The sequence below is a fragment of the Pseudoalteromonas agarivorans genome (assembly GCF_024518735.1).
Classification (GTDB): domain Bacteria; phylum Pseudomonadota; class Gammaproteobacteria; order Enterobacterales; family Alteromonadaceae; genus Pseudoalteromonas; species Pseudoalteromonas atlantica.
Genome location: NZ_JANIGJ010000017.1, coordinates 17,769 through 39,833, shown reverse-complemented (window position 1 = coordinate 39,833; position 22,065 = coordinate 17,769). Strand labels below are relative to the sequence as shown.

General features: G+C 40.8%; 16 protein-coding genes and 1 pseudogene. 6 read left to right on the top strand and 11 right to left on the bottom strand.

Annotated elements, in window-relative coordinates:
* Positions 1-44: 44 nt before the first annotated feature.
* The 3 genes from zipA to NQT65_RS19775 form a co-directional block, all read right to left on the bottom strand.
* A complete protein-coding gene (gene zipA, locus NQT65_RS19785) occupies positions 45-800 on the bottom strand; it encodes a cell division protein ZipA (RefSeq protein ID WP_256851906.1) in 756 nt (251 codons plus the stop codon).
* 72 nt (positions 801-872) lie between these two features.
* Entirely contained in the window at positions 873-4,268 is a 3,396-nt protein-coding gene (locus tag NQT65_RS19780; RefSeq protein ID WP_256851905.1) for a chromosome segregation SMC family protein, read from the bottom strand.
* Between the two features lie 67 nt (positions 4,269-4,335).
* Positions 4,336-5,067, bottom strand: coding sequence for an RNA methyltransferase (locus NQT65_RS19775; RefSeq protein ID WP_256851904.1), 732 nt, complete (start codon positions 5,065-5,067; stop codon positions 4,336-4,338).
* 162 nt (positions 5,068-5,229) lie between these two features.
* On the opposite strand from NQT65_RS19775, the gene NQT65_RS19770 reads away from it, so the two are divergent.
* From NQT65_RS19770 to NQT65_RS19760, 3 genes and pseudogenes are all read left to right on the top strand, one after another.
* Positions 5,230-6,339 (top strand): YjgN family protein, encoded by a 1,110-nt coding sequence (locus NQT65_RS19770; RefSeq protein WP_054983478.1) that lies wholly within the window; start codon positions 5,230-5,232, stop codon positions 6,337-6,339.
* A gap of 9 nt (positions 6,340-6,348) precedes the next feature.
* Positions 6,349-7,371: a M48 family metallopeptidase gene (locus NQT65_RS19765; RefSeq protein WP_256851903.1), complete on the top strand. Its 1,023-nt coding sequence runs from the start codon at positions 6,349-6,351 to the stop codon at positions 7,369-7,371.
* 181 nt (positions 7,372-7,552) lie between these two features.
* Positions 7,553-7,913: pseudogene (locus NQT65_RS19760) on the top strand (DoxX-like family protein).
* 53 nt (positions 7,914-7,966) lie between these two features.
* On the opposite strand, the gene speB reads toward NQT65_RS19760, so the two are convergent.
* Positions 7,967-8,890, bottom strand: coding sequence for an agmatinase (speB, locus tag NQT65_RS19755; RefSeq protein ID WP_029772730.1), 924 nt, complete (start codon positions 8,888-8,890; stop codon positions 7,967-7,969).
* A 3-nt stretch (positions 8,891-8,893) separates the two neighbouring features.
* Positions 8,894-10,807 (bottom strand): biosynthetic arginine decarboxylase, encoded by a 1,914-nt coding sequence (gene speA / locus NQT65_RS19750; RefSeq protein WP_256846709.1) that lies wholly within the window; start codon positions 10,805-10,807, stop codon positions 8,894-8,896.
* A 251-nt stretch (positions 10,808-11,058) separates the two neighbouring features.
* On the opposite strand from speA, the gene NQT65_RS19745 reads away from it, so the two are divergent.
* Both NQT65_RS19745 and NQT65_RS19740 read left to right on the top strand, forming a co-directional pair.
* Entirely contained in the window at positions 11,059-11,922 is an 864-nt protein-coding gene (locus NQT65_RS19745) for an alpha/beta hydrolase (protein WP_256851901.1), read from the top strand.
* Positions 11,923-11,924: 2 nt separating this feature from the next.
* Positions 11,925-12,530 (top strand): TetR/AcrR family transcriptional regulator, encoded by a 606-nt coding sequence (locus NQT65_RS19740; RefSeq protein WP_126007634.1) that lies wholly within the window; start codon positions 11,925-11,927, stop codon positions 12,528-12,530.
* 43 nt (positions 12,531-12,573) lie between these two features.
* On the opposite strand, the gene NQT65_RS19735 is transcribed toward NQT65_RS19740, so the two are convergent.
* The 4 genes from NQT65_RS19735 to NQT65_RS19720 form a co-directional block, all read right to left on the bottom strand.
* Entirely contained in the window at positions 12,574-12,906 is a 333-nt protein-coding gene (locus NQT65_RS19735; protein ID WP_256851900.1) for a YnfA family protein, read from the bottom strand.
* A gap of 120 nt (positions 12,907-13,026) precedes the next feature.
* Entirely contained in the window at positions 13,027-13,896 is an 870-nt protein-coding gene (locus NQT65_RS19730) for an MYG1 family protein (RefSeq protein ID WP_256851899.1), read from the bottom strand.
* Positions 13,897-14,164: 268 nt separating this feature from the next.
* Complete coding sequence (locus NQT65_RS19725; protein WP_004588851.1) at positions 14,165-14,635, bottom strand: GNAT family N-acetyltransferase; 471 nt, start codon at positions 14,633-14,635, stop codon at positions 14,165-14,167.
* A 158-nt stretch (positions 14,636-14,793) separates the two neighbouring features.
* The gene (locus NQT65_RS19720) at positions 14,794-17,058 is read right to left on the bottom strand and encodes a sensor domain-containing phosphodiesterase (RefSeq protein ID WP_256851898.1); all 2,265 of its coding nucleotides are present in this window, start codon (positions 17,056-17,058) and stop codon (positions 14,794-14,796) included.
* 385 nt (positions 17,059-17,443) lie between these two features.
* On the opposite strand from NQT65_RS19720, the gene cysZ reads away from it, so the two are divergent.
* A complete protein-coding gene (gene cysZ / locus NQT65_RS19715; RefSeq protein WP_276537929.1) occupies positions 17,444-18,157 on the top strand; it encodes a sulfate transporter CysZ in 714 nt (237 codons plus the stop codon).
* 49 nt (positions 18,158-18,206) lie between these two features.
* Here cysZ and NQT65_RS19710 read toward each other — a convergent pair whose 3' ends face one another.
* Positions 18,207-18,746 carry a hypothetical protein gene (locus NQT65_RS19710; protein ID WP_256851896.1) on the bottom strand — a complete coding sequence of 180 codons (540 nt, stop codon included), beginning with the start codon at positions 18,744-18,746 and terminating at the stop codon, positions 18,207-18,209.
* Positions 18,747-22,061, bottom strand: a complete 3,315-nt coding sequence (locus NQT65_RS20270) for a PKD domain-containing protein (protein ID WP_256851895.1) — start codon at positions 22,059-22,061, stop codon at positions 18,747-18,749.
* Between the last annotated feature and the right edge of the window lie 4 nt (positions 22,062-22,065).

The following is a 22,065-nucleotide window of genomic DNA, read 5'->3' as shown; positions in this document are numbered from 1 at the left end:
ACTTTTAGGTAAGTGGCTTAATAAAAATAATGTGTGCGTATAAATTACGCAGAAAATGCACGAACCTGCTCAACATATTGACGAACGCGCTCAACGGTCATTTCTTCACGCTCGGCATCTAAAATTTGTGCACCAAATTCATCGGCAATTTTCTTAGCTGCGCTATGTAACATATTAAAAGCAGCTAGCCCATCGCCTTCACAAGGTAAAGTCATAAATAAGCTAACCCCTGCGGTACTAAACTGTTCCATATTATCAATATCAAACGTACCTGGGTTATACATATTTACTAATCTAAATAACACTGGACCTTGCCCTGCAGGGTCTATGTGGCGATTAAAAAAGCCTTCTTCTGAATATTTAAATCCTAAGGTATTTACTGCAGGCAATAACTTACTGCCTTGCATGCTTAGCCCCTCAGGCATTTGAATATGCACAATAACAAAGTCAGACACATCTGCTGGCGCTTCTTTTTCGCTCTCTGGATCTGGTTCTAGCTCTGGCTCTTGAACTACTTGCAGGTCGTCTTCAATGGGTGTTTGCGCCACGCTAGTATCTATTTGCGGCTCGTTTGCATCAAAGTTTAACTCACCAAATTGCGGCTCATCTCGCTGGGCAACAACCGGCTCTTTAGGTTCAACTGGTGTATGCGAAGGTGTATCTTGCATTGGTTCAACCCGCTCTGAAGGCGCTACCTCTGGGCTGTCTTTTTTTCTAACTGACCATAAACCATGTACTAATAAGCCACCTATGACAAGTACACTGATCACAATTAAAACCAATCTTAGTTCTTCGGCCATCCCCTCACCTTTTATTATTTGTTATGCCTAAACCCGTGTATTAATTAACACTAATACGCTTAAAATAAACTGTTATGTGTGTGCAAGTTGCACTGCTTGTTCTATATCTACTGCTACCATGCGTGATACGCCTGGCTCTGCCATAGTAACGCCAGTTAAACGCCCTGCCATTTCCATCGCAATTTTATTATGACTAATATAAATAAACTGCACCGATTGTGACATTTCTTCAACCAAACGGCAAAAGCGTACCACGTTAGCATCATCAAGCGGCGCATCTACTTCATCCAGCATACAGAATGGAGCTGGATTGAGCCTGAATATAGAAAACACCAATGATAATGCGCTCAGCGCTTTTTCTCCACCACTTAACAGATGAATTGTCGAATTTTTCTTGCCTGGTGGCTGTGCCATTATACTAACACCACTTTCGAGTAAATCGTCACTGGTTAATTCTAAATACGCGCTACCACCGCCAAATACTTTTGGAAATAGCTCGGCAAAGTCGTTGTTCACTTGATCGAAGGTAGCTTTAAAGCGTGTTTTGGTTTCGCTGTCAATTTTACGAATCGCCCCTTCAAGCGTATTTAACGCTTTGGTTAAATCCTCAAGTTGATTATTCAGATAATCGCTGCGCTCTTTAGCTTGTTCAAACTCATCTATTGCGGCTAAATTAACTGGACCTAGCTTATCTAATTGATGCACAAGCCCACTGATCTGATTTTGCGCTGCATTTAAACTCAGTGAATCAGGCAGTGTATCTAAAACACTTTTTAAACTTTGCTTTAATTCTTCAAGCGGCTCAAGTGCTGCCTGCGCTTTTATAATTAGGCTTTGCTCTTCAATACTTAGCTTTTGATGTTGTTCTTGCAAACCTGTCAGCTCACCTTGAGAGTGCTTAAGGCTGGCTTGTTTACTTATAAGTGTTTGCTTTGCCTCGTTAAGCTTTTTTTGTAACGCAACCAAGCTAGCTTCGCCCTGCTGATGTTTTATTAAAAGCTGTGCTATTTGCTCAGTGAGCTCTTGCTCGGGTATAAGCAACGCTTCCATTTGCGCTTGCAGCTCTTTTGCTTCTTCTTGCGCACTAATGAGCTCTTGCTCAGCATGATTAAGCTTTGATTGACTAAGCTGCCACTCACTGTGTGCTTTTTGCTCTTTTAACGTGGCCTGATGCGCTTGTGTTTTATATTGCTCAAGTGTAGCTGCAGCTTGGCTGTATGCAGTATTACTGCGTGTGCAAGCGGCGTCGGCGCTTGCCAGTTCGTCAGCTAAATTATGTTGCTGTTGATGTAACACTTCAAGCGCACTGTTGTGCTCATCGCGCGTTTTTAATAATTGTGATTGCTCAGTGGTTAATGCACGCTTTTGTTGCTGGTACTTTTCTAGTTGCTGTAAAAATTGTGCTACTTGCTCTTTTAACATGTCGCTGCGCGTAGTGGCCACGGCAATGTTTTGTGCTAATTGATGAATTGCGTTTTTAAGTACCGCTAACTCATCACTCAGCTTTTGCTGCTGTGTTTTTAGCGCATTAAGATTCTCAAAATCCCTTGCGAGGGTATTTTCGGCCTCTACTAAGCTCGCTGTTTTTTGCTTTAACTGTGTGTGTTTTAAAAGTTGTGAGTTTTCGGCGTTTTTGTCTGCGCTACGGTGCCAGTTTCGAGCATGTAAAGCACCGCTTTTATCCATAACCGCAATATAAAACGTATCATTTAACACAGCGAGTTCGGCGTTTTCGCTGTACGCAATACGGGTCAGTAAATCTGGATAAACACCCTCAGTAATTAACGCCGCAACGCTATTTACTGGTATTTCACTCTTATGCGGCCACACACTATTGTTGCTTTGCACATCGGCTACATTTAGGTGCTCAAGCGTTTGCAGTGCCTGTTCAACTATATGTTCAAACCCTGGTTTTACCTGTAATTGATTAAATAAAGTGTGCTGCTTATTGTCATCTTCAATCCCTAAACTACTTTTAAGCCCAGCAATGCGAGCTTTTAGCTCATTAACGTGCTGTAAGCTTTGCTGATGTTGCTGCTCAGCGTCATTTACTAAATCGGTTTGCTCTTTAAGCGCTGCGGTGCAGTGTGTTTGCGCCGTTTGCTTACTGGCAAGCTCTTGAGTTAGGGTTTGTTTGTATTTTTGTTGCTCGGCTAGTTGCTGCTCTAAGTGGCTACTTTTAATATCGTCAATTTGGCTATTTAGTTGGCTTAGCTGTGTGTTTACATGGGTTAAGGCTTGCTCTGTTTGCTTAACACTACTTTGCTGCGCCTGTACTTTATTATTAAGCGCGTGTTGTTGTTGATTAAGGCTTTGCCACGCGTTTGTGTGCTTATTTTTTTCATCTGCTAAATCTGCAAGTGTAAGGGTAAGCTCTTCAACTTGTTCGCTGCACTCTAAACTGTACTCGCTTATCTCTTGGTGGCTCACAGATAACTGCTCACACACATTTTGTTGCTGTGTTTTTAGCGCTTCACTTTGCAGCTTTCGCTGCTCAAGCTTAACCACACTTTGTTTAAGTGTTTGCGTTTGCTGTTTAATATTAATGTGTTGTTGTTCGGCGCGGGTCAGTTCTGTGTGGGTAACGTGTTGCTGATGCTGCGCATCGTTAAGCGCATCTTGCTCTGCATTTACTTGAGCCTCTAGGCTTGCAAGCACATCGTCGTGGCCTGAGTGAGCCGTTTTAAAAAAGGCGATTTGCTCATTAAGCTTTTTGATTTGCTCACTTTTTTCAAGCTGTTGTTGATGCAGCTTTTGCCATTTCAATACAGCCACTTGGCCTTTTAAGGTACGCTCTTGCGCTTTTAAATCGCGGTATTTTTTCGCATCAACCGACTGCACAGCCAGTTTATCTAGTTGCGCTTGTAACTCTTTACGCACATCAAGTAAACGCTCAAGGTTTTCGCGGGTACTTTTAATTCGGGTTTGCGTTTCGCGGCGGCGTTCTTTGTATTTAGACACACCCGCGGCTTCTTCTAAAAATACGCGCAGCTCTTGAGGTTTGCTCTCGATTAAACGCGAGATCATCCCTTGCTCTATAATTGCGTAACTACGCGGGCCAAGCCCGGTGCCTAAAAATATATCGGTAATATCGCGCTTACGACATTTGCTCCCATTTAAAAAGTACAGCGATTGGCCATCGCGTGTTACTAAACGCTTAATCGCTATTTGGTTTCTGTCGGCAAATGTATTAGGTAAATCACCTTGAGTGTTATCAAAAATAAGCTCTACTGAGGCTTGCGAGATAGGTTTACGATTAGTTGAGCCATTAAAAATAACATCGGTCATGGCATCGCCACGCAAGTTTTTAGCTGAGCTTTCACCAAGCACCCATCGCACAGCGTCAATCACGTTTGATTTGCCACAGCCGTTAGGCCCAACAACACACGTCATTTGATCAGGAAATGGAATTTTAGTGGGCTCTACAAACGATTTAAAGCCCGCTAATTTAATAGTGCTTAAGCGCATCTTATTGTTATTACCGATTATTATTGTTATTACTTACAAACAATTTAACTCATAAACAGTTAAAAAGTTAAGTTTGGCGTTTAAAGTTATCTAAAATAATACCTGTGGCCATTGCCACATTAAGTGACTCTGCCTCACCAAAAGCCGGTATGGTTATTTTGTCGCTTACTAATTTTGCACACTGCTCGCGTATGCCATGCGACTCACTGCCCATAAGCAATACACCCTTTGCGCTAAAATCCGTTGTATGTACGCTTTGCCCATCTAAAAATGCCCCATAAATAGGCATATTTAATGTTCGTAAGTATTCAGGTAGCTCTACTTGGCTTACCGACACTCTGACAAACGAACCCATGGTAGCGCTAATTGTTTTAGGGTTGTAAGCATCGGCGCTGTCGGTACTTGTTACTATATGTTTAATGCCATACCAATCGGCAACTCTGATAATAGTGCCTAAATTGCCCGGATCAGAAACCCCATCAAGCGCCAATATTAAGCCGGTATTATTAGGTAAATCAGCCTTTGGCATATCAACCACTGCAATGGCCGCGTTATTACTCACTAAGGTACTGACTTTAGTCAGCGACTCTTCTTCTGCTGGCGTAAAATCTACTTCTGGAAACTGGTTTTGGTGAGTATTTATAAACGCCTGTGTTGCAAATATATCAACCGCCTTTAATGGGCTGTTTAACAACTCAAGTACGTTTTTTTCACCTTGTACAAGGTATTGATTATATTGCTTTCGGTACTTTTTTTGGCCAAGTTGGCGAATAAGCTTGAGTTGGTTTTTTGAAATCATAACAGCCCCATAAAATTATCGCCCTAGTATACCAGAGATGATTTAAAGTGCAGCACCACATATATTAAAAGCAGCGCCATTGTAGGCTGTAAGGCTATTAAAGATTGAGCTTTGCACCAAATTTAGGTAAATTAACAAAAAAACAACATGGATATAATTTTAATGGAATCAATACACCCTACTCCCCCAGAAACCACCCCTGCAGTAAGTGAACCTGCTGCCCCTATTTTTAGCGGCAAAGTACAGTTTAGCGGTAAAGGCGGTGAGTTTTTTGGTATTTGGATAGTCAATATTTTACTGAGCGTACTTACTTTAGGTATTTACTCGGCTTGGGCAAAAGTGCGCACAATGCGATACTTTTATGGCCACACCCGCATTGACGGACACAGCTTTGACTACTTAGCCACCCCTATGCAAATTTTAAAAGGCCGTATTTTAGCGGTTATTGTATTTTTAATTTACTCCTTTGGTAGCAGCTTTTTTCCTCTTGTAGGCTTACTATTTGCGGTTGCTTTTATCTTTTTAATGCCGTGGATTATTAACCAAGGCCTGCGCTTTAATATGCGTATGACCCGTCATCGAAATGTACGCTTTGCATTTAAAGGCGATTACGGCGAAGCCTTCATTAACTTTATTCTTTTACCTATTGCCAGTATTTTTACCCTTTATTTATTAATGCCGTATGTTTTAAAACGTATCGACACGTACATACATAGCAATATTAGCTACGGTGACACGCCATTAACCGTAAACCTTAAAGGTGAAACCTACTACTTAACCGCCCTTATTTGCTTTGTTGTGAGCTCTATCACTATGGTGATATTTATGGCTGTATTAGGCTTATTTGGGCTTGATTTAATGAATGTAGAAAACCAACAAGCTGCACAAGATCCAGCCAAAATGGGCATTATGTTTGGTGGATTAATGATTGCTTACGTATTTATGATTGCGATAGTAACCGCTGTTTGGGCTGCGGCTATTCGTAATCATATTTTTGATAACAGTCAATTTGAAGACGTAGCGTCATTTAAATCAGAGCTTAAGCCTATTCCTTTTGCCATATTACTATTAACCAATATGCTGGCAATCGTGTTTTCTTTAGGGCTTGCCTACCCGTGGACCAAAGTGCGTACATCGAGAATGCTTGCCGAGGTTACAACCGTTAATATTTACCCTAGTGCGCTAAATTTAGTTGATACCGCGCAACAAGAGCAGTCATCGTTTGCTGAAGAAGCAGCCAATGTATTTGATATTGACCTATCGCTAACCTAAGAGCTTATTATGCACGTACAGGGACATTACTTCCCCAAGGCATCAAGCAATTACCAGCAAGGTGTCGCTAGTATTAGCGACACCTGTGTTGAGATTAGCTACGATGACCAGCTTATTTCAAGCCATGCAATAAGCGATATAACACTCACCTCTGGCCTAGCTGGGCTTGCTGATGAACTAAATTTTAATGATGGCAGCCGCTTTATTCCTACTGATGTAAATTATCGCTGGCCTTTTAAAGCAAATAAGCATGACCTACTAAAGCGCCTTGAAAAAAGTAAATGGGCTATTATCGCGGCCGTTATTTTTACACCGCTTTTTATGTGGTTAATGCTTTATAAAGTTGTGCCCGCTATTGCTGTTTACAGTGTTGATACTCTGCCGCGCAGTGTAGTAGAGCAAATGGGTGAACAAAGCTTTACCATAATTGAAAAGCTCGCGCTTGATGACAGTGAGCTGCCTAATGAGCAACAAACTAAAGTACAACAACACTTTAATACCATGCTTAATGCGCTCTCGCTTGAGCCATCGGTTTATAGGTTATCGTTTTATAAATCAGAGGCCTTTGGAGCGAATGCGTTTGCAATGCCCCATGGACGTATTGTCGTAACCGATGAGTTAGCAAATTTATTAGCCGATAAACCCAACGCACTAAAAGCCGTATTACTTCACGAAATTGGCCATGTAGTCCACCAGCATAGCGTACGCATGACTGCGCAATCGGCAGCCAGTACCATTGTACTTGCGGTTATATTTGGTGATTTAGAAGGCATAGCAGAAGTGGTACTAGGTACGGGGGCATCTTTTGCACAGCAAGGGTTTTCTCGTGATATGGAGCGCGAGGCAGATAGCTATGCACTCATTCAACTTGAAAACTTAGGGTATTCAAGCAACGACTTTGCCGATGCCATTGAAGCATTACAAGGTGCGCACACCAGCGAAAACGAACACCTTGAAAAGGTAAATAATTTGCTCGAATATTTATCTAGCCACCCAAGTGCACAAGAGCGAATAGACAATGCGAGGAAATAACCCCGGTTATATACAAATTGCTCGCTACATAGTGAGTTTAAGTTGAGTATACTAATTCGATTAACTATAGGAGCTATTTTAACGATAAATAAATCATTTAGTAACTAGGCAAAAAATTTTGTGTTTAGTGGTTCTAAATAGAGATTTTTTAACGACGTTAGTAATTGATTTAGTACGTTAAATTGTTCAAATAGTTATTTGGGTTAGTATCATTCACGGCTTTTTTCCAAAGCTTTATCATATTGCCCCGCTTGAAAAACTAATGACTGGTAGTGCGGGTTTTTCAGCAGAAGTGTCCGACTTAATTACACGTTCGGCGGGTATTGGCGAAATTATATTTGGCGTGTGCTTATTAGTGTTTTATAAAAATAAGCACATCGTTATTTTAAATATTTTAGCGCTTTTAGGGCTTTTGTTAGCGGTTGTAGTAATGCAGCCACAATTACTCATTGAAGCATTTAATCCAGTAACCACTAACTTGCCGCTGATTGGCTTAAGTTTTATTTGGTTAAAAGAAATTACTAAATAATCGGTATCTTTAAAATAAAAAAGGTATGCCTGCGCATACCTTTTTTGTAGTGTTTAACTTATAGCGTTAATACTTATTTTTATGTGTCCACAGGTGCAATAATTCACTGGCAATTGTTGCTGCGGCAATAGCGGTAAGCTCACTTTGGTCGTACGAGGGTGAAACCTCTACCACATCCATTCCCACCATATTTATGCCTTTAAGTGCGCGCAGTATTTTAAGCACTTTATCTGATGTTAAACCACCGCATACAGGTGTGCCTGTACCTGGTGCAAATGCAGGGTCTAAACAATCTATATCAAACGTTAAGTAAACGGGTAAGTCGCCTACTCGCTCACGAATTTGCGCTGCTATTTCATTAGCGTGCAAATCGTTAGCTTGCATTGCATCAATCACTGCAAACTCATGCTTTGATTGGTCAAAGTCGGTACGAATACCAATTTGGATACTGTGCTCTACATCAATCAGCCCTTCCATGGGTGCATGATAAAACATAGTGCCGTGATCAAAACGCGAGCCATTGCTGTATGTATCAGTGTGCGCATCAAAATGAACCAGTGCCATTTTGCCATGTATCTTTGCATGCGCGCGCAATAGCGGAAGCGTTACAAAGTGATCGCCACCAAGGCCTAAGAGCGTTGCCCCTTGGCGAAGTATTTGCTCTGCAGCCATTTCTAGCTGTGCCGTAAAATACTCAGGATCGCCTACCGGATAAGTAAAGTCCCCCGCATCAGCAACCGTTAAACGCTCAAACAAAGGAAATGTCCACGGGTATTTAGTGTCTTCCCAGGCTAAATGTACCGACGCTCTGCGAATGGCATCGGGCCCTAAGCGAGCACCGGGGCGACCCGATGTTGCTAAATCAAAGGGTAAGCCTAGTACAACGACATCTGCATCAATGGCATTAATGTTTTGCACCATAGGACGACGTAAAAACGTCATCCCGTTTGAATACAATGAGTGGTCAACATGACCAAACAAGCTAGACATTGCTTATAACTCTTCTAAATAAGTGTAGCCATTAAGGCCGCTTTGCAACTCGTCTAAAACGCTTTGCTGTTCATTTTTATCTATTTTTGCAGACACTAACTGCGCGTACGACTGCTGAAAGCTCTCAACATCTAAATGTACATAGCGCATCATATCGGCTACGGTATCGCCTTGGTTTATCTCACTAATACTGGCAACGCCTTGCTCATCCATATTGATAATAGCGCTGTGCGTATCGCCAAATAAATTGTGCATATCACCTAAAATTTCTTGGTACGCACCCACTAAGAAAAAGCCCATTAAGTAAGGTTTATCAGCACTGTACTCAGGTACGGGTAATGTGCTTTCAATACCTTGGCCATCAACATAGTGCTCAAGCGCGCCGTCTGAATCACAGGTAATATCAAGTAATACAGCACGTTTTTTTGGTGCTTCGGTTAAACCACTTAATGGCAATACCGGAAACACTTGATCAATCCCCCACGCATCAGGAAGCGATTGAAAAAGCGAAAAGTTTACAAAAAACTTATCGGCTAAACGTGCGTTCAACTCGTCAATAATCGGGCGATGGAAACGGTTTTTGTTATCCATGTGTTTGTTAAGCTCATAACAAATACGTAAGTTAACTTGCTCTGCCCACGCACGCTGCGTTAAATCTAAAAGTCCAAGTGCAAACTGGTTATGCGCCTCAGCTAAATCCCCTTGGCTGTCGTGGTAAATTTCAATCAGTGCGCGGTCGTCAGTTAAATCGGTTAACTGCACAAACGATGCCCACATATTATTTAATAAAAGCGGTGCATCTGCTGCTGGCGCTACTAACTCTTCTGGCGTGTAACTTTCAGTACCAATAACATTAGAAATAAGCACCGCATGGTGCGCCGTTAGTGCACGCCCCGACTCAGAAATAATCGTCGGCATGGGCTGCGCGTATTGCTTACAGGTATCGCCTATGGTGTACACAATATTATTTGCATACTCAGCTAAGCTGTAGTTCATTGAGTTATGCGATTGGCTGCGGGTACCATCGTAATCAATAGCTAAACCGCCCCCTACATCTAAGCACTCAATGCTTGCACCTAATTTGCGTAGCTCACAGTAAAAACGCGCGGCTTCGCTCACACCTAAACGCACATCACGAATGTTTGCCATTTGCGAGCCTAAGTGAAAATGCACAAGTTGCATTAAATCAAGTTGGCCGGCCTCTTTTAAACGATTAACTACATGCAAAACTTGTGACGCAGATAAACCAAATTTAGATTTTTCGCCGCCACTTGCTTGCCACTTTCCTTTGCCTTGCGATGCTAAACGAACGCGAATACCAATACGTGGTTTAACATTTAGCGCTTTTGCTTGGCTAAGTACCATGTCGAGCTCAGAGAGTTTTTCAAGCACTATGTATACTTTGTGGCCTAGCTTTTCGCCAATCAGTGCTAAGCGCACATATTCTTTGTCTTTGTAGCCATTACATACAATCACTGCACTGGTTTTTTCTGCCATTGCCAAAACAGTTAATAGCTCTGGCTTGCTGCCCGCCTCAAGGCCTAATTGTTTTTTTTCTAATTCGGCTTGGCTTGCTACTATTTCTTCAACCACTTCGCGTTGTTGGTTTACTTTAATTGGGTAAACTAATAAGTAGTCTTTGGGGTAACCATAGTTTTCAATCGCGGTATTGAACGCGCCACATAAACTGTGCACACGATGATGTAAAATTTGTGGAAAGCGCACTAAAGCCGGTAAGCTTAAGCCTTTTTCTTCTAGCTGCTTTGCGATATCTGTTAATGCAATAGTTTGCTCTGGGGCGTGAGCCTTTGGCGCAACATACACATCACCTTGATCATTAATACCAAAAAAACCTTGGCTCCAATGACGAACATTGTAACTCGTGCGAGCTTGTTCTAGTGATGTTGTCTCTTTCATTTATCTTTCTCTTTTATTTAATGAATGCCGGTTCGGCCAAGTGCGCGCATTAAAAGAAAAATAGACTTTTAAGTCCAACAAGTATTTTTACTCGTAACGAGTGATTTTTAGTGTTGAGAGAAAAAACACCTACACCTTAGCTTTTACAGCTAACCGCCTTTAGTAAAGCAAGCTGGTTATGCGGCTAAAAAATAAGTACAGCTGTACTTTTTTAAGATAAAATAGAACAACTGTACTTATTTGGTATAAACATGAAACAAATTTATTTTAATCAAAACAAGCCACCTAAATTTTCTAAAATAACAAAGGCTGCCACTTTTGGTCTGACCAAAACATTTCCTAAACTCAGTGCCCGCCTTGCTATGAAGGTATTTTGTAACCCGCATAGCCGACGCCAATACGAATTTAGAACATGTATACAGCCAATTAATATTAAACTTACTACCGAGCTTGGCGCTGTAAACCTGTACTATTTTAGCCTAGCCGAAAACACTAAAACGGTATTTTTATCTCATGGCTGGGCCGATAGCACTAATCGGTTTACTGCTTTAATAGATGAACTACTTGAAAAAGGCTTTAATGTTTACTCAATTGATCACATAGGCCATGGCTATTCGCACGGCAATACCTCGCACTTATACGGGTATATGCAGGGCCTAACAGCGGCTTTTGAGTACTTTAATGGGCAAAATATTACAATTAATAGAGTCGTTACACACTCTATGGGCGGTGTTGCTTTGTTAAACTTAGCGCCTCATTATTTAGAGAATAAAAAAATTGTGATGATCTCTGCCCCTGCACAAATATTTGAAGCCATGTTTGCTAAGGTCAGGCAAGTGGGTATTTCTGAGCTCATGCTAGAAAATATGCTTAATAAGGTATCGGATAAATATGGTATTAGCTGGCAAAACCTTCACCCTGATCATTCTAAAAATAAAATTAACGAAAACATGTTGTTTATTCATGATAAAAATGACTCAGTGGCAAGCTTTGAGGCAATAAAATTATTAACTGAGAACACACCTGCAACACTTGTGGCCACACAAGAGCTGGGGCACGTGCGCATTTTAAAAAGCCAATACGTGTACGACCAAATAACACGCTTTATGGATTAACGATGAAAAAAAGTGAGAGCACAAAACGCAATATTTTGCACAAAGGAATGGCCTATGCGGCTGCACATGGTTTATATAGCTTGTCGATAGGAAAAATAGCGGCAGTGACTAACATGTCGCGTACCGGGGTGATCTCACACTTTGCCAATAAAGAAGATATGCAAGTGGCTATTTTGGCCTACACCGAAGAAGAGTTTAGAAAACAGGTTGTTGATATATCTGTTGATGAAGATGCGTTAATTCATTTAAATAATTTTCAGCAACGCTGGCTTGAGTGGCTCAATTTTTTAGATACGGTATCGCCTGGTAAGCAGGCAAGTTGCCCGCTCATTAAAGCATCGGTAGAGTTTAAAGCAAGCCCCAACTGTTTGGTAAGGCAGTTTATGCAAGACCAACACTTAAAAATGATTAACTACCTCACTAAACTTGCAGTTAACTGCCAAGCACAAGGCTACTTTAGCCAAGACAAAGAGCCAAGCATTTTTGCGTATGAGTTTTATGGCTTATATACCGGGCATGTTGTACAAACAAGCTTAATAGATAATCCAGCTTTATCGCTTACTTATAAAAAAGTAGTTGGCAATTTAATTGCGCGATATATGCGTTAACAGTGGCCTGTAAGGCGTTTTCCACCTTAATATGGCGTACTTTTTAAGCGCTTTTAGGTGCAAAAATAATAATAGCCATGCCCAGTAAGGCAACCGCCCCGCCCACTACATCCCACATTGTAAGCTTTACGTCATCAACAGCCCATAACCACAGCAAAGCCATACATATGTACACACCGCCATACGCGGCATACACCCGTCCAGCGGCTGTTGGGTGTAACGTAAGCAACCACGCGAATAGCGCTAAACTGACTGCTGCAGGTATTAAAAGGAATATGGATTTATCTTCTTTAAGCCAAAGATAAGGTAAGTAACAGCCAATAATTTCTGCCAGTGCGGTAATAATAAATAGCGCGATAGTTTTTACTTCAAACATAAAACCTCACGTGATTTAAATAACGAGAGCATAATAAAGCTAAGTAACTGCAAACTAGTTACTTAGCTAAATAGTACTAATTTGGGTAAAAAAATTTTACCCATATTTAAGTAAAACAGGTTACTCAGCTAAGGCCACGTCGGCCAGCTTCATTGTACTTTCGAACGATTTAGTACCGGCTATAAATAAGCCATTGTGGCAAAATACAGCGTCGTCTAAGCCTGTTTCAGCTTGAAACTCTTCATCAGATAAACCAGCCCACGCTTTAGGCAGTGACTTTCTGTCTTCAAACGAACCAGGCTCTACTGGTACAGTTTGAATAATCCATTGGCCGTTTTGCGAAGGGTAAACCATAAATAAAGCGTCGCTTGATAAATGGTGTACTGTTTTTTTCCATGGTGTGTATTTTTCTAAAATAATCACGCGGGGATCTTTTGCCTCTTCTATTGCTTTTGCAACAATATCTTTGGCGTTAATGCTTCCTTTTGCTGAGGCAATAAAACGGGTTAATAAACGCGCGGCAAACTCAACGGCTTCATCAAAGCATTCATCAAAGTTGCCTTCCTCTTCCCATGTTGGATTAAACATAGAAAGCGTTTGGCTAAGCGTTATGCCCTCAACCACACCCTTAACGTAACCACAATCTATGGCATCAATTGTAGAGACTAAACCAGCGTCAACTCTATCAGCCACCGCTTGGTTATTATCACACAGTGCTAAACCATACTTTTTCCAAATTAAGCCAAATGACGAGTATGGCGTGCCATTTTCGCGCTCGCCTGCGCCGCCGCGTTGGTGGTGATCAAAGCGTCCTGTGTCAGGGTTGTATTCACCACCTACATCAACAACAATATCGGCACTTTCTATTATTGCTTTATCGCGGGTTCGTACCAAGTTAAAGGCAGGCAATACATGCTTAAGTACCGCAATACTAAACACGTCATCGGCATGGAAATTACCACTGTGGGTTACTACTGTTAAATCGCTCATTGGTTTTGGGCTACTTTTAAAAAAGATAAAATTCTCACTTATGAAGTGCTAAATAAAGGTTTATACCCGTTTGCTTAATCAAGTAATTTATTTTGAAGCAAAAAAGCTTGTTTATAGCCAGGTTTTGCCTCTTAAAATCATTAAGTATTACTGTGCACAGGTATTAAATATACGTGGCGAATTTTATACGAAGATAGCAGTGAAAAACAGTGAAGTATTTTTTGCGCCTACAGAGTCAGCTATAGGCACACAGTAGTAAATAGCTTATTTATTCTGGCTCAGGGCTCAGGGCAAGCTCCATAAATACACTTTGTGGGTTATCTTGATACGAGCCAAAGCTTGCACAGCGCGCAAAACCTAAATCTTCATATAGACTAATTGATTCGGTTTGCTTTGGGCCTGTTTCTAATCGGATAAGTGGAATTTTTGTTTCGCCGGCGTAATGCAGTAAGTTTTGCATTATGCGTCTTGAAAAACCTCTACCACGGTAACTTGGTTTTACGTATAAACGCCTTATTTCGCCATATAGCGCGCCGTCATTTTGCTTAACAATAGCGCCACAGGCAATAATGCCATCTTCGTTTTTTAAACCAATTGCGTAAACGTTGTCTTTGCTTAATTCTTCTAATTTGAGAGATTGGGCTGTAGCCACGGGGTATAAGGAGTTTATCAGTCTATCTATATCTGCAAACACATTAACTACATCAGGATCCTTAGGGGTTAATTCGACTAACTGCATCTCTTGTCGTCCATTTTATTATTTTGAATCGTTATAGTGACTTCATAATATATACTTAATACGCGTGTTCCTAGTGTTGTTTAAACAAAATGTTTTAATAAGGTAAAAATAGCTTTATTAAAACGTTAGCTTAATTTACAAAAACTACGCACAGCCTGCTAAGCACTTAGGCTTTGCTTTTTTAATTGATGAGCATGCCACTTAATATAATTACTGGCATTCATAGGTTTTGCGACTAAATAGCCTTGTATACAATCTGCATTGAGCAAGTTTAGTAACTCAAATTGCGCCTCTTGCTCTACACCTTCAGCAACAACAGTAATGTCTAAACTTTTGCCCAGGCTTATAATCGTATTAACAATATTAAAGCCTTTGCCTTTATCTAAAATCTTATCGATAAAGCTTTTATCAATTTTTATTTCCTGTACGGGGAAAGCATTTAAATGGGCTAAACAGGAATACCCTGTACCAAAGTCGTCAATAGAAAACACAAAACCTTGTTCTTGTAGCTCCGTCATTTGCTTTATTGTGCTGTCAATATCGCCCGATAGCATGGTTTCGGTGATCTCAAGTTTAATATGCTGCGGTTTTATGTTGAACTCTTTAATTGTAGAGCAGAGCTCACGGGTAAGCTGCGCAGAATTAAACTGTATATGACTAATATTTATAGATACGCTAAAGTGCTCATCTATCATGTTTTTTTCATTAAGTTGATTAATAAGGCGGCATATATTGCGAAGCACTATGTTTTGCAGTTTTTGAATCAGGCCATATTGCTCTGCAATAGGAATAAACTGATTAGGCGCAATAACCCCTTTATTAGGGTGTATCCACCTTATCAGAGCTTCTGCACCTACTATCTTCCCTTGCATACTAATTTGCGGCTGAAAATACGCACAAAATTCGTTATTTGCGATTGCTCTTACAATATCCGTTTCTAATTCGGCTTGGTTTTCGAGTAAAGTTTGCAGTTTAGGGTCATAAAAGCTGCAGCTATTGCCACCTTTTGCCTTAGAGCGGTACATGGCGGTATCTGCAAATTTTAATATGTTATCGGTGGCTGTGTGCTCTTCGTTAATTAAGCAAATACCTATACTGCAGCTAACTTGAAATGCCAGCTCTCCTATTGCAAACTTATCATTAAACACGCCTTGTACTTTTTTAGCGACTATTTCGGATTCAATACAGGCTTGGTGGTTATGCTCGCCAATGTATTCGAGTAAAATAATAAATTCGTCACCGCCCACTCTAGCTAAAGTATCAGATGATCGTATTACGCCACCTAAGCGTTTTGCTAATTCTATTAATACTTGATCTCCGGCTCCGTGGCCTAATGAATCATTTATTCTTTTAAAGTTATCAACATCTAAAAACAGTAATGCGCCCGTTTTTTTGGTGCGTTTAATACGCTCCACACACTTTGCTAGGCTGTCGCTGAGCATTCGTCTATTAGGGAGCCCTGTTAGTGGATCAAAAAACGCAAGCCGTTGAACTTCTTGCTCGGCTTTTTTGCGAAGGGTCACATCTCTTGCCATCCACACTACGTGCTTAAGTTCTGGTTTTTCTGGCTGGTAGTTAGTAAGTGCAGCCGCTCTTCCTTCAAAGGTTATGTGGCCTTTGGGCACAGCTAAATCGTACTCAAATATTTGCATTTCATTGGTGAGAATGGTTTTTTTAATAATCCCCATGATCATGTCGGCATCTTTAACTGGGAACAAGTCTTGCACATTTTGACCAATTAAGTCGGTAGGCGATTCAAGTAATAAGTCACTCGAGGTACCGTAAATATCGGTATAGACGCCCTCTTCGTTCAAAATCAAAATAAGATCGGGCATCACTTGCGTAAATGCTTTAAATTTTTCATTACTTTTTTGCAGGTCTGCCACTAGCTGCCTAGCTTTGAGCGACTCTGCGCTTTTTTCTAGTGCTATGCTAGAAAAGTGTACAAAATAGTCAATGAGTTCTAAATCTTGCTGTGTAGGTGCTTTAGGGGCGCCGTGGTAAATAGCAAAAGTGCCTAATATTTCACTGGTGGTTGAAATAATCGGGGTTGACCAACAAGAATATAAACCGTAGCTGTGCGCTAAATCTTTGTAACCTTCCCACAAGGGCGAAAGGTCAATATTTTGCACAATAACTTGCTCATTTTTATAAGCCGCGGTGCCACAAGCCCCGACATTCGGGCCTATAAACACACCATTTATAGCCTTTAAATATTCATCGTCAATATTTGGGGCAGCACGATGAAATAACTGATTACCTGTTAAAGACAGTATTGAGCATCTTGCAGAGCTGTCTTCAATAACTTGCTCTATAGCTAAACAAATATCTTGTAAAACATCGTCTAAGGCAATGCCTAACGCGATTTTAGATAATATATCCTGCTGGTGAGATAACAATTGTTTTAGTTTTGCAGTATTCATACTTCACCATGCATCTAGGTACTTTTATGTTGCTACGCACTTTAAAAAGTGCAGTGCATCAACAAATTCCTGCTCTTAGTTCATATATTTAAAATGAGTATAGTTAATAAACTTACAGCGCGAGTTTTATTATTACGATTATGGAAATTGTTTTTTAATAAAATAGCTAAAAAACAACTTTAGTATGCGTTAAGCCTACATTATTTTGCAACAAAAAATAAACATCCATAACAAAAACAATCCAGCCAACACACTCTAAAACTTTTTAAAAATTTTGCAGGTTTAACACTTTGTTACTTAAAAAGGCTGTTCAAAATTATCAGTCTAATTATACTGCATGCAGATATGAGTCTTTTTTGAGGTTACTGTGCAGATCATACAAGGTATGGAATATTTTTTTTCAGGCTTTAAATTAATTAGCCAAAAAGGCCTTAAGCGCTTTGTGCTTATTCCACTTTTACTTAATATTTTATTGTTTGGTAGTTCATTATTCTTTTTATTTGGTTGGTTAAGCGACAGCTTTAATTATATAAACAACATGTTACCTGAGTGGCTAAGCTGGCTTGAATGGTTAATGTGGCCCATTGCCGTGCTTGTGGTGCTATTTAGTTACAGCATGCTATTTACGGTCATAACCAACTTTATTGCGGCCCCTTTTAACGGACTACTCAGCGAAAAAGTAGAGCTTTATTTAACGGGTCAAAAAATAAATGACGACGGTTTAGCTGATTTAGTAAAAGACATTCCACGCATGGTAAGCAGAGAGTGGACAAAGCTTTGCTATTACTTACCCCGCGCTATTGGCTTTTTTATTTTACTGTGGATTTTACCCGTTATTGGACAAGTGTTATGGGTTTTATTTACATGTTGGATGTATGCTGTGCAATACAAAGATTTTGCCTTCGATAACCATAAAGTAGGCTTTAAGCAAATGAAAGACGATTTAAAGTCTAAACAAGGTTTATCTTATGGCTTTGGCTTTGCTGTTATGCTGCTCACTGCAATCCCATTTATTAACCTAATTGTTATGCCCGTTGCTGTGTGTGGCGCTACTCGTTTGTGGGTAGATAATTATCGCTCTAAATACCGAGCGGGCTAAATAACACTACGGCAAATAATAAAAGCACCTTTTGGTGCTTTTATTTTATCTATATCAACTTAAGTGCAGTGTAATTTAGTCTTGCGCGCCTTGGCAGTGCTGCACTTTTTTCATCTTGTAAAGTAAACGCTGTGATCACTATCGAGAATAACTGCTTTTTAAAAGTAATGTTAATGACTTCGCCTATTTTAGTTTTATAAGTGTGTTGCTGATTAAACAATTTAAGTTCACCGTTTCCTAATTGCTCAACATACAAATAGGGGGTGTGCAAAGGCAGTTTTAACCTTATAACATTTAAACTGCTTTGCTCCTGTACTGCAACCCACTCCCCATCTTTATAAAGCGTATTAAAACGCGTTATGCCCTCGGGCTGTAGTACAGAGTCGTTTTGTATTAAACACGTGCTGCACCCGTTTACACGCCTTTGCTGCCAATTTACTGGCTTGTTATTATAATAAAGCGCATCAGTTAGTAACCATTCACTACTATGGCTACTACTGGCTTTATTAATAGCGCCTTGGCTACAGGCAGCAACTAAACAAATAATAGCTCCTTGTAAAAGTGCAGCTTTTATAAATCGGTAGCTCATTTAGCGCTCTTTAATTGCTTTAATTTGATTAATTATAGCCTCGCTTGGCGCTGCTTCTTTTATATAGCTAGGCAATGAAGTAGAAACAGCTTGAACACGCTGCTGTTGATACAGCTTATGGCTCATCGTATTTGCCACACCAAATCGGTTACCTGCACTTTGTGAGTAAAACTGTAAGTTAATCATGCTCCACTCATCGGTATCCGTTAATACAGTAATTTGCGAGTCTTGGTTTGCATCAAAGTTAGTTAATGTATCGCCTAAAATTGCATTACAATTATAATCGACCGCCTCAGAGCCAGGCCTGTTTAATCCTGCGCTTTCATCAATAGCACTTTCATTTATATTTGCAGCGCTGCCGTTTGAATAATCAATGATAAAATCATCCGTTGATCCTGTTTGATTATTGGTATTTGGCACAAGGTCGCAGTTAATGTTGTTGGTATAAAACCGGTCGTAATAACGATCACCTTCGTTATTACCTATGCTTGCAAGCCCCGTTAATTGATATAGATAATTCATTGAGCTTAAATGATTTGGCTTAAAGTTCACTTCTTCGTCGCCGCCATGATAAAGCCCTAAATTATGCCCCAACTCATGAAAAATAGTAGACGCTTGGTAATTATTCGTCACATTTTGTGATGTTTGATCATCAACGGATAACCCCCATCCGCCCATAGTCAGCATTAGGTCATTACCATTTATTTCGGCAATACCCGAGCCACTAATGCTGCCATCTTCGTTACCACTGTTTGCCATTAATAAATAATGAAAAATTGGGCGGCGCGTTGTATCGGCATATTCCATCTTATAGGCAAATAAATTAGCGGTACCTTGGTCATATTCAAAGGGCGTGTAGCTGTTAAACGGTACGGTTGTACCGCCTCCTAAATCAAAGTTAGCGGTGGAAATACCTGTGCTTTGGTCAAACAAATCGCCTACATCAAAATGCACTGTGTAACCGTTACTTGCAAATACGCTTACTACTTTTTCTAATGCTGTACGCTGTGGCGTAATACCTATATCGGTACTGTCCATATAATCAATTTCTATAAATATATCTTTTTGATTTTCCCGTGCGCCCCATTCATATAAAGGCAGCCCGCCAAATGTTGTGCCTTCTTGCTCACTGCAATCAGGGATCCCATCTAAATCTGTATCGGTATCACAGCTAATATCATTTTGCCCTGCCGGCGTATTAAACACTGAGTAAACCCAATCACTTGCTTGATTAGTATCTGTTGCATTAAGCGCACGTTTTAAGCTTGACCCTTGTTCGGCCTGCATTTGTGGTGCGTTATCGCCTTGCCATTGCGTGGCACTAACCGGTTGCTGGGTAGAATTACCAAATTTAACAAAGTCGATTGTTTGTGTGGCGGCGCTATTTAATAACTCTGCAAAGCCATTTATATACCAGTAAGGACGTAGCGCATCACTTTGGTTACCCACCAGCACAATTTTAGGGTTATTAAGTGCCGCACTTGCTAAAAACTCATCACCAAAACGACTTTGCAGTAAAATATAACTGCCGTTTTCTAATACTTTGTTGGGTAATGTAAATACTTGCTCTGCGCTCACTGAGCTATCAAGCATATTAATTGCGCGCGTTTTTAATGAATAGTTTTGTAAATTAACAGCCTCTCCAGTGCCGTTATAAATCTCTACCCAGGGCGTATCATTAGTAAATTGCACCGATATGAGTTCGGTTATTTTTAAATCTTGGGTTGAGGTGGTAAATTCACTCACTTGGCCTGCTGTCGCAGCAGTACCAGAAAAATTAACTAATTGGTCATTTACACGCACTTTGTAAAGCGTGTTTTCTGAAAAATCAGCGCTTAAGTTAACGTTTTTAAAATAGTCACTCGTCTCATCAGGCGCACCAGATACGCTCTCTACATTAAGTGCAACGCAGCTTGCAAAATCATCACTTGATACCTGAACACTGCCTTCACAGCTCCCCGCGCTACTATTTACGGTTAACGAACTGCTCAGCATCACATCTGAAAACGTAATGCTGATGGGGATGTCAACCAATACCGGTTCATCTGCCCCATTAGGCGTTATTTCTGTCACCGTTGCAGCGCTGGTATCAATAATTGTCGTATTAAGCAAAAAGTTGGTGCTGTCTTCACCATCACTAGCAGTCAGTGTGTAGCTTTTTGCAGAAATACTATTTACAGGCGGTGTATAGCTAAAGCGCAGCGCTTGGGCATCAATAACACTCACCTGCGCCCCTTCTAGATCATTTGGAAAAGTAATTTGTACCGTATCGCCATCGGCATCATTTACCGTCAAATTAAATTCAGCACTTAAGTTATATTGCACCTCAACGGTTACATCATCTGCCACAGGCGGATTGTTAGGCGGCACCACAATCACCGTTTTTTGGGCGCTATTAGTTGCATCGTCGTTATCTCTAACGGTGGCTAAAAAGGTAATATTGGTATTTTGAGCAACCGTTGGAGCATTAAACGTAATGCTGGAGTCGGTTTGCGTAAATTCGACCACGGGGCCGTTTGTTTGCTGCCAGCTTAGCTCGCTAATGGTGCCATCGCTGTCCTGCGCTGTAGCTGTTATTGTCAATGACTCATTTTGCATTGCCTCGTCAGGCCCAGCTAAGGTAACACTAGGTGCGCTATTTAATTGCGTAATAAGTACCGTCGCACTGCTTTGTACAGTGCCCCCGGCATTGTCGGTTACAGTAACACTAAAACCAAGCGTTTCACTTTCACTTACATTTGGGGCGGTAAAGCTTAATTCACCTTCAGTTTGGCTAAATTCGATGGAGGAGCCAGCAGATTGTACCCACACTATGGTGCTAATTGTGCCATCTATGTCTTGTGCATTAGCAATTAAACTCACTTGGGTATTAGCCAGTGCACTGCTTGGGCCTGTGATATTAACTGTGGGAGGCGTATTTTGAACCGTGATAGTCCCAGAAAACACTTGCTCTGTAGTGGCGCCGTCATTATCGGTTACTAGCACCGAAAAACTAAAATCAGTGTCGCTTTCTACACTGGGGGCCGTTGCTGTGAGTATGTTGCCATTGGCAGTAAAGGTAAATTCAGGCCCCGACAGCTGCTGCCATTGATAACTAGACACCTGCCCGTCACTATCGCTTGCCTGAGCCGTAATAGTAAAGGTTTGGTTAGCAACAATAACGCTGCTGCTTACATCAACACTCACAGTAGGGGCGGTATTGCCAGTTGAGCCACTATCGGTGGCGTCACTATCGCTGCCACCGCCGCCGCAACCGGCTATTAAAAGTGATAAAAAAAGTAATCCTAGCCATTTATAAACATTATTTAATACCACTTTT